Below are 7,293 nucleotides of genomic sequence, written 5' to 3'. Positions count from 1 at the left end.
TCTCCCACACCACCACCCACCCCCCCCCCCCCCGCCGCCGCCCCCCCCCCCCACCCCCCCGCCCCCCCCCGTGGCGCAGCCGGCGGCGGGGGCTTCTGCTGGGTGGAGCTGAGGGGATTCGAACCCCTGACCCCCTCGATGCGAACGAGGTGCGCTACCGGACTGCGCCACAGCCCCAACGAGAAGAAACTCTAGCACCTTCCGGAGGGGGTCCGTGACCACCCCCGGGGATGCGGTGCTGGTCCGGGGGCCGGGGAGGTCACTCGTTGGCCGCGCGGGGGCGGGCGTCGGGGGCCGACGGTTCGGCGTACTGGTCGAACAGCGGGGTGTTGCGGGCGGACTCGGCGGGGCGGCCCGCGGTCCAGGTGCCGGGGGCCGTCAGGTCGAGGCCGCGGGAGACCCGGGGGGCGACCGGCGCCGTGACGTACGTCGGCAGCGGGACGGGCACCGGCTCCCAGGAGTCCGGGCCGGCCGCACCGCGCTCGCGCATGCCGTCGACCCACTCCTCGTGCTCGGTCGCCTCGGCCACCGCCGAGGCGGACGGCGCGGAGACGGCGGCCTCGCCGGGGTCGGCGGCCAGCCGCAGGTGCGGGCGGCGTCCGGCCCGCCCCTCGGCGGCCGGGGCCTGGGCACGAGCCGGGGCGTGGGCCCGGACGTGGGGCTGGGTGTGGACCTGGGTGTGGGCCTGGGTGTCGACGGCCTCGGCGGGGACGCTCCGGGCCGCGGCGCGCTGCTGCTCGCGCTTGCGCAGCCGCTCGGCCGCCTGGGCGGCCCGGGCACGGTCGAGCTTCACCTCGTAGCGCTGGCGCTCCAGCTTGCGCAGGTGGCCGATGTACAGGGTGAGGAGGGTCGCCGGGACGGCCGGGACCCAGAGGAAGGCCAGTCCGGCCACCGCCGCGACCACGGCGCCGAGCGCGAAGGCCAGGAAGAGGGCGGTGACCATCCGGCGCCGGCGGGCCAGCAGCCGGGCCCGGCGCTGCGCCCCGCCGTGCGGCGCGGAGCCCGGACGCTCTCCCCGGGCACCCCGCTCGGGCGAGGGCGCGGTCGCGGTCGCGGACACCGGCACCGGCGCGGGTGGAGGCTCGACGGAGGCCGAGGACTCGGGCTCCACGACGGGCGGCGCGGAGTCCGCCGCGGGGTCGCCTGAGGCGGCCCCGTCCCGTCCGGGAGGGCCGTCGCTGCTGTGCTCGTCGTCACGCGGTTCGTCGCCCAGGGCCCGGGCTGCCCGCCGCTCCAGCCCCGAACGCCCGGCCAGCAGGCGGATGGCGGTGCTGAAGCGCTCCGTCGGGCGCGCCTCGTTGAGTTCGTCCTGCCTGCGGAGCCACATCGGCACCAGATAGGCGGCCCAGGCCCCTACGATGACGGCGTAGATAAGGCCGCTACTGCTCACGACCCACACCGTACGGGCGCCGGGAAGGCCTGGCAGCAATTTGGCTCGGCGTGTCGTGTGATCAAGCTGATTCTCCGACTATTTTGCCGGTATTTGTGCCAGTCCGCCGTCGCGGCGATGCCATATCGATATTTGATTCGAACATATATTCAATTACTTGGCCCGTGACCTGAACTGATCGACCGCCAGCGTTCCAGCATCCCCTCCGGCACCTCCTCGGCGGTCAGCGCGTACACCAGGTGGTCCTGCCAGGCGCCGTCGATGTGGAGATAGCGCGGGCGGATTCCCTCCGAGCGGAAGCCGAGCTTTTCCACCACCCGGCGGCTCGGGCCGTTCTCCGGGCGGATGCAGACCTCGATCCGGTGCAGGCCGAGGGTGCGGAAACAGTGGTTGACGGAAAGCGCCACGGCCGTCGGCATGATGCCCCGGCCGGCCACCGCCTCGTCGATCCAGTACCCGACGTTCGCCGAGCACATCGAGCCCCAGGTGATGCCGCCGACGGTCAGCTGGCCCACCAGCTGGCCCTTGTAGAGCACGACGAAGGGCAGCATCCGCCCGGCCGAGCCCTCACCGCGCAGGAAGCGCACCATCTGCCGGAACGTCGGACGCGGCCCGGCGGCCTGCCCGGCCGGACCGGGCGGGACGGTCGCCTCCCAGCGGCGCAGCCAGTCCCGGTTGCGGAGGCTGACCTCCTGCCACTCGCGCTGGTCGCGGGCCCGGATCGGGCGCAGCACGACCTCCCCCTCGTGGAGTTCTACCGGCCAGCCGGCGTTCAGTGCGCTCTCCCGGAAGCTGGTGCGTCCGGCCGGGGGTGGTCCCCGCCGCCGAGCTGGTCGACGGCGTGGGCGAGCAGCGGTTCGAGGACGGCCAGGCCGTCCTTGACGCCGCCGGTCGAGCCCGGCAGGTTGACGATCAGGGTACGTCCGGCGAGCCCGGCCAGCCCGCGGGAGAGCGCCGAGGTCGGCACCTTCTCCCGGCCGTACGCGCGGATGGACTCGGCGATGCCGGGGACCTGCCGGTCGATCACCCGGGCGGTCATCTCCGGGGTGAGGTCCATCGGCGAGATGCCGGTGCCGCCGGTGGTGAGCACGACGTCGTAGCCGGCCGCGACGGCCTCGCGCAGGACGGCCTCCACCGGCTCGCCGTCCGGGACGACCCGGGGGCCGTCGGCGGTGAAGCCCATCGCGGTCAGACCGGCCACCAGCAGCGGGCCGCCCCTGTCCTCGTAGACGCCGGCCGAGGCCCGGTTGGAGACCGTTACCGCAAGCGCCCTCATGCGCCCGCCCCCTCGATGGTGAACCCGTTCCGCCCGCTCACTCGCCCGCCTCCGGCGCGAACCAGTCGCCGCTCTTGCCGCCGGTCTTGCTGAGCACCCGGACGGACTCGATGGTGGCGCCCTTGTCCACGGCCTTGACCATGTCGATGACGGTGAGGCCGGCCACCGCGACGGCGGTCAGCGCCTCCATCTCGACGCCGGTGCGGTCGGCGGTCCTCACGGTGGCGGTGATCTCGACGGCGTCGTCCGCGACCGTGAGGTCCACCGTGACGCCGGAGACGGCGATGGGGTGGCAGAGCGGGACCAGGTCGGGGGTCTTCTTGGCGCCCATGATCCCGGCGATCCGGGCCACCGCGAGGGCGTCGCCCTTGGGCACGCCCTCGCCGCGCAGCAGCTCGACCACCTTCGGGGAGACCCGGACCCGGCCGGCCGCGACGGCGGTGCGCGCGGTGGCGGCCTTCTCGGAGACGTCGACCATCCGGGCCGCGCCCTGGTCGTCGACGTGGGTGAGGCGGTCACCGGGGGGAGGTGTCGTCACGGGTGGCTCCAGGGGCGCGCAGGTGGAATACCGCGCTACCGTACAGCTCCCCCGCCCCACCCCGTGGGAGGGGCCTGGTCCGCGGGACATGTCCTAGGAACCGAGCAGGACCACGTCGACCTCGCTGCCGGCGGGCAGGGCGGTGACGGCCTCGGGGACGGTGATCAGGCAGTTCGCCCGGGCCAGGGCGCCGACCAGGTGCGACTCGGCGCCGCCCACCGGCTCGACGGTGCCGTCCGCCGCCGAGTAGCGGCCGCGCAGGAACTGCCGGCGGCCGGCCGGGGAGCGCAGCGCCGCCGGGCAGAGCGCGCGGACCACCGGGCGGTGGACGTCGGCGGCGCCGAGCATGGTACGGATGACCGGGCGGACGAACAGCTCGAAGGAGATGTAGGCGCTGACCGGGTTGCCGGGCAGGGCGAGCAGCGGCACGCCGGCCGGGCCGCCGATCCGGCCGAAGCCCTGCGGCTTGCCGGGCTGCATCCGCAGCCTGCGGAAGTCGACGCCGCCGTAGGACTCGAAGACCTCCTTGACCACGTCGTACGCGCCGACGCTGACCCCGCCGCTGGTGACGATCAGGTCGGCCCGGCCGAGCTGGTCCTCCAGGACGGCGCGCAGCCGGTCGGCCCGGTCCGGGACGGCGCCGACCCGGTAGGCGATGGCGCCGGCGTCCTGGGCGGCCGCGGTGAGGGTGAAGCTGTTGGAGTCGGAGATCTGCCCGGGGCCGACCGGCTCGCCGGGCTGGACCAGCTCGCTGCCGGTGGACAGCACCACGACCCGGGGACGCGGGCGGACCGTGACGGTGGCGCGGCCGATCGCGGCGAGCAGGCCGAGCTGGGTGGGGCCGAGCCGGGTGCCGGCCCCCAGGACCTTGGTGCCGGCCGCGACGTCGCTGCCGCGGCGGCGGATGTGGGCGCCCTCGGCGACCGGGCGCAGGACGCGGACCTCCTCGTCCTCGACGGGCGCGGTCATCGCGTCGGCGGGCACGCCGGTGCCGGTGCCGCCGTCGGTCCATTCGACCGGGGCGACGGCCTGGGCGCCGGGCGGGACGGGGGCGCCGGTCATGATCCGGGCGGCCTGGCCGGGCCCGACCCGGGGCAGTTCGCCCGCGCCGGCCGCGATGTCGCCGACGACGGCGAGGACCGAGGGGTACGGGTCGGTGGCGCCGACGGTGTCGGCGGTGCGCACGGCGTAGCCGTCCATCGAGCTGTTGTCGAAGGGCGGCAGGTCGCCGTCGGCGAGGACGTCCTCGGCGAGCCGGCAGCCCTGGGCGTCGAGCAGTTGCAGCTCGATGGCGGGCAGCGGGCCGACCGCGGCCAGGACGTCGCTGAGGTGTTCGTCCACCGTCCAGAGGCGGGGGGCCGCCGGTGCCGGGTCCGTGGATCCGTCGCAGCAGGCTGCGGCGGATCCGGTGGTGTGGTGGGTGGACCCGGTCATCGGCGGCTCGCTCTCTGTCGTCGTGTCAGTCCTGCAGCTCGGAGGCGACGAACTCGCGCAGCCAGGAGCGGAACTCCGGGCCGAGGTCCTCGCGCTCGGAGGCCAGTCGGACGATAGCGCGCAGGTAGTCCGCGCGGTCGCCGGTGTCGTAGCGGCGGCCCTTGAAGAGCACGCCGTGGACCTGGCCGCCGGCCTCCGGGTCGCGGGTGGTCAGCTCGCGCAGGGCGTCGGTGAGCTGGATCTCGCCGCCGCGGCCGGGCGGGGTCTCCCGCAGCACGTCGAAGACCAGCGGGTCGAGGACGTAGCGGCCGATGACGGCGTAGTTCGAGGGGGCCTCGTTCGTCTCGGGCTTCTCGACCAGGTCGGTCACCTGGAAGACGTCCTCGCCGAAGCCGTTCGCCTTGACGGCGGCGCAGCCGTAGAGGTGGATCTGGGAGGGGTCGACCTCCATGAGGGCGACGACCGAGCCGCCGAGCTCCTGCTGGACCTCGATCATGCGGGCGAGCAGCGGGTCGCGCGGGTCGATCAGGTCGTCGCCGAGGAGGACGGCGAAGGGCTGGCCGGCCACGTGCTGCTCGGCGACCGAGACGGCGTGGCCGAGGCCCTTCGGGTCGCCCTGGCGGACGTAGTGCATGTTGGCCAGCTCGACGGATTCGCGGACCCGGCGCAGGCGGTCCTCGTCGCCCTTGCGGGCGAGCAGCTCCTCCAGCTCGTACGCGCGGTCGAAGTGGTCCTCCAGGGCCCGCTTGTTACGGCCGGTGACCATCAGTATGTCGGACAGCCCCGCGGAGGAGGCCTCCTCGACGACGTACTGGATGGCCGGCTTGTCGACGACGGGCAGCATCTCCTTCGGAGTGGCCTTGGTTGCCGGGAGGAAGCGGGTGCCCAGTCCGGCCGCGGGTACCACGGCCTTGGTTACCGGGATTCGGGAGTTGGTCGTCGTCATGCGTTTACCTTACTCAGGCACGTTTTCGCCCGGCCGAGCGCGGTCGACGGCTAGGACAGCACGTCGCGGGGCCCGGCCACGGCGGCAGGCGTATGGGAATTGACCGGCTGAGCGAGGGGGTCCCCGCCGGCACAGGGCGACAGACTACCCGGCTTTTTTGAACGGTCACGCTCGGCAGTCGCGTTGGGCTGCGCACCGGCGGCGGGCGGGGCGGCCGGCCGCGCCGCCGACCGGGCGCCGGGGCCCGGGCGGACCCGCCACCACTCGCCCCCGACCCCCCAGGGCAGGGGGAGAGCGCGGTCGGCGGCGCGCAGCAGCACGGCGGCGTGGGTGCCGTCCTCGGGCAGCACGGCGACGCCGACGGCGGCGGTGAGGCCGTTGCCGTGCGCCGGGCGGGACTCGCGCGGGCCGGAGGACCAGTCGAGCAGCAGGTGCCGGCGGACCGACCAGACCAGGCGCTCGGCGACCTGCGCGGCGCCCTCGGCGCCGGTGTCCGGCAGCACCACCAGGAACTCCTCGCCGCTGTAGCGGCCGAGGGTGTCGGCGCGGCGGATCTCCATCGCCAGCCGCTGGGCGAGGTCGCGCAGCACCGCACCGGCACGGCCGCGGCCGTGCTCGGCGACGACCGCGTCGAAGCCGGTGATCTCCAGCAGCAGCACGGCCAGCGGGCGTGGTCCTTCGGGCTGGTCGGTCCGCTCGGCGCGGCGGGCGCGCTCGATCTCGCGGTCCAGGGTGAGCTGCAGGTGGCGGTAGTTCCACACGCCGGTGAGCGGGTCGCAGGAGGCGGTGCGCTCCAGGTCGGCGCAGTGGGTCTCCAGTTCGGCGATCCGCTCGCGCAGCTGCTCCTGCCGGGCGGCGGCTTCGGCGCCGCCCCGGCGCAGCCGCAGCCCGAGCACGGTGGCGCCGGCCAGCGCGGGGGCGCTGAGCACGGCCAGGGCCTGGACCAGCAGCGGGGTGGACAATCGCGGCGGCCTTTCGCATGTCAGGCTCTGCGCGTCGATGGCGCCGGTCGGCGAGACCAGTCGGCGAGACCGGTCGGCGGCACAGCTCGACGGCACAGAGTTGCGGAGGATCCGATGCACAACGAGAAGAGCGATCTGAGGACACGGCTGTTGACCCGGCGCCGCGCACTCTCCGCCGACGGGCGCGCGGAGGCCGCGCACGCGCTGGCCGGGCACGCCGGGGAGCTGGCGGCGCCGGGCACCACCGTGGCCGCGTACGTGTCGGTGGGCGCCGAGCCCGGGACCAGGCCGTTGCTGGACGCGCTGCGGGCGCGCGGGGTGCGGGTCCTGCTGCCGGTGCTGCTGCCCGACAACGACCTGGACTGGGCCGCCTACCAGGGCCCGCAGGAGCTGGCCCCGGCCGGGCGCGGGCTGCTGGAGCCGGTCGGCCCGAGGCTCGGCCCGGAGGCGGTCACGGAGGCCTCGGTGGTGCTGCTGCCGGGCCTGGCGGTGGACCGGCGGGGGCTGCGGCTGGGCCGCGGCGGCGGCAGTTACGACCGGGTGCTGGCCCGGCTGGGGCGGGCGGGCGCGCGGCCGGTGCTGGCGGTGCTGCTGTACGAGCACGAGCTGCTGGACGAGGTGCCGGCCGAGCCGCACGACCGCCCGGTGGACCTGGCGGTCACGCCCGCCGGGCTGCGCAGGCTGGGGTGAGACGGCGGGGGGGGGGGGCGCGGGGGGGGCGGGGGGGGGCCCGCGCGGGGCGGGGGC

8 protein-coding genes and 1 tRNA gene are annotated in these 7,293 nt (G+C 75.4%); 1 reads left to right on the top strand and 8 read right to left on the bottom strand.

Annotated features, from left to right (window positions below; all coding sequences use genetic code 11):
- Positions 1-103: 103 nt before the first annotated feature.
- The 8 genes from ACFV6D_RS38370 to ACFV6D_RS38335 form a co-directional block, all read right to left on the bottom strand.
- Positions 104-177: transfer RNA gene (locus tag ACFV6D_RS38370), tRNA-Ala, on the bottom strand.
- An 82-nt stretch (positions 178-259) separates the two neighbouring features.
- Entirely contained in the window at positions 260-1,390 is a 1,131-nt protein-coding gene (gene glpR, locus ACFV6D_RS38365; protein WP_380563346.1) for a gephyrin-like molybdotransferase receptor GlpR, read from the bottom strand.
- A 149-nt stretch (positions 1,391-1,539) separates the two neighbouring features.
- Positions 1,540-2,124, bottom strand: a complete 585-nt coding sequence (locus tag ACFV6D_RS38360) for a GNAT family N-acetyltransferase (protein WP_380372783.1) — start codon at positions 2,122-2,124, stop codon at positions 1,540-1,542.
- Between the two features lie 38 nt (positions 2,125-2,162).
- Positions 2,163-2,666, bottom strand: a complete 504-nt coding sequence (locus ACFV6D_RS38355; RefSeq protein ID WP_063348079.1) for a molybdenum cofactor biosynthesis protein B — start codon at positions 2,664-2,666, stop codon at positions 2,163-2,165.
- A 37-nt stretch (positions 2,667-2,703) separates the two neighbouring features.
- Positions 2,704-3,144, bottom strand: a complete 441-nt coding sequence (moaC, locus tag ACFV6D_RS38350; RefSeq protein ID WP_063351185.1) for a cyclic pyranopterin monophosphate synthase MoaC — start codon at positions 3,142-3,144, stop codon at positions 2,704-2,706.
- A gap of 153 nt (positions 3,145-3,297) precedes the next feature.
- Complete coding sequence (glp, locus tag ACFV6D_RS38345) at positions 3,298-4,638, bottom strand: gephyrin-like molybdotransferase Glp (RefSeq protein WP_380491765.1); 1,341 nt, start codon at positions 4,636-4,638, stop codon at positions 3,298-3,300.
- A gap of 25 nt (positions 4,639-4,663) precedes the next feature.
- On the bottom strand, positions 4,664-5,584 hold the full coding sequence (gene galU, locus ACFV6D_RS38340) for a UTP--glucose-1-phosphate uridylyltransferase GalU (protein ID WP_063348081.1): 921 nt from the start codon (positions 5,582-5,584) through the stop codon (positions 4,664-4,666).
- Between the two features lie 50 nt (positions 5,585-5,634).
- On the bottom strand, positions 5,635-6,546 hold the full coding sequence (locus ACFV6D_RS38335; RefSeq protein ID WP_380563344.1) for a GGDEF domain-containing protein: 912 nt from the start codon (positions 6,544-6,546) through the stop codon (positions 5,635-5,637).
- Between the two features lie 114 nt (positions 6,547-6,660).
- On the opposite strand from ACFV6D_RS38335, the gene ACFV6D_RS38330 reads away from it, so the two are divergent.
- Positions 6,661-7,236 carry a 5-formyltetrahydrofolate cyclo-ligase gene (locus ACFV6D_RS38330; RefSeq protein ID WP_063348083.1) on the top strand — a complete coding sequence of 192 codons (576 nt, stop codon included), beginning with the start codon at positions 6,661-6,663 and terminating at the stop codon, positions 7,234-7,236.
- Positions 7,237-7,293 lie beyond the last annotated feature (57 nt).

The organism is Kitasatospora sp. NPDC059812 (genome assembly GCF_042732075.1).
Lineage (GTDB): Bacteria > Actinomycetota > Actinomycetes > Streptomycetales > Streptomycetaceae > Kitasatospora.
Note: the sequence above shows the minus strand (reverse complement) of the source record. Positions and strands in the feature narration are given on the sequence as shown.

Bases quoted from the DNA above. Each gene is read 5' to 3' on its own strand.
- ACFV6D_RS38355 (WP_063348079.1), bottom strand. From the start codon at position 2,666: ATGAGGGCGCTTGCGGTAACGGTCTCCAACCGGGCCTCGGCCGGCGTC.
- moaC (WP_063351185.1), bottom strand. From the start codon at position 3,144: ATGGTCGACGTCTCCGAGAAGGCCGCCACCGCGCGCACCGCCGTCGCG.
- glp (WP_380491765.1), bottom strand. From the start codon at position 4,638: ATGACCGGGTCCACCCACCACACCACCGGATCCGCCGCAGCCTGCTGC.
- galU (WP_063348081.1), bottom strand. From the start codon at position 5,584: ATGACGACGACCAACTCCCGAATCCCGGTAACCAAGGCCGTGGTACCC.
- ACFV6D_RS38330 (WP_063348083.1), top strand. From the start codon at position 6,661: ATGCACAACGAGAAGAGCGATCTGAGGACACGGCTGTTGACCCGGCGC.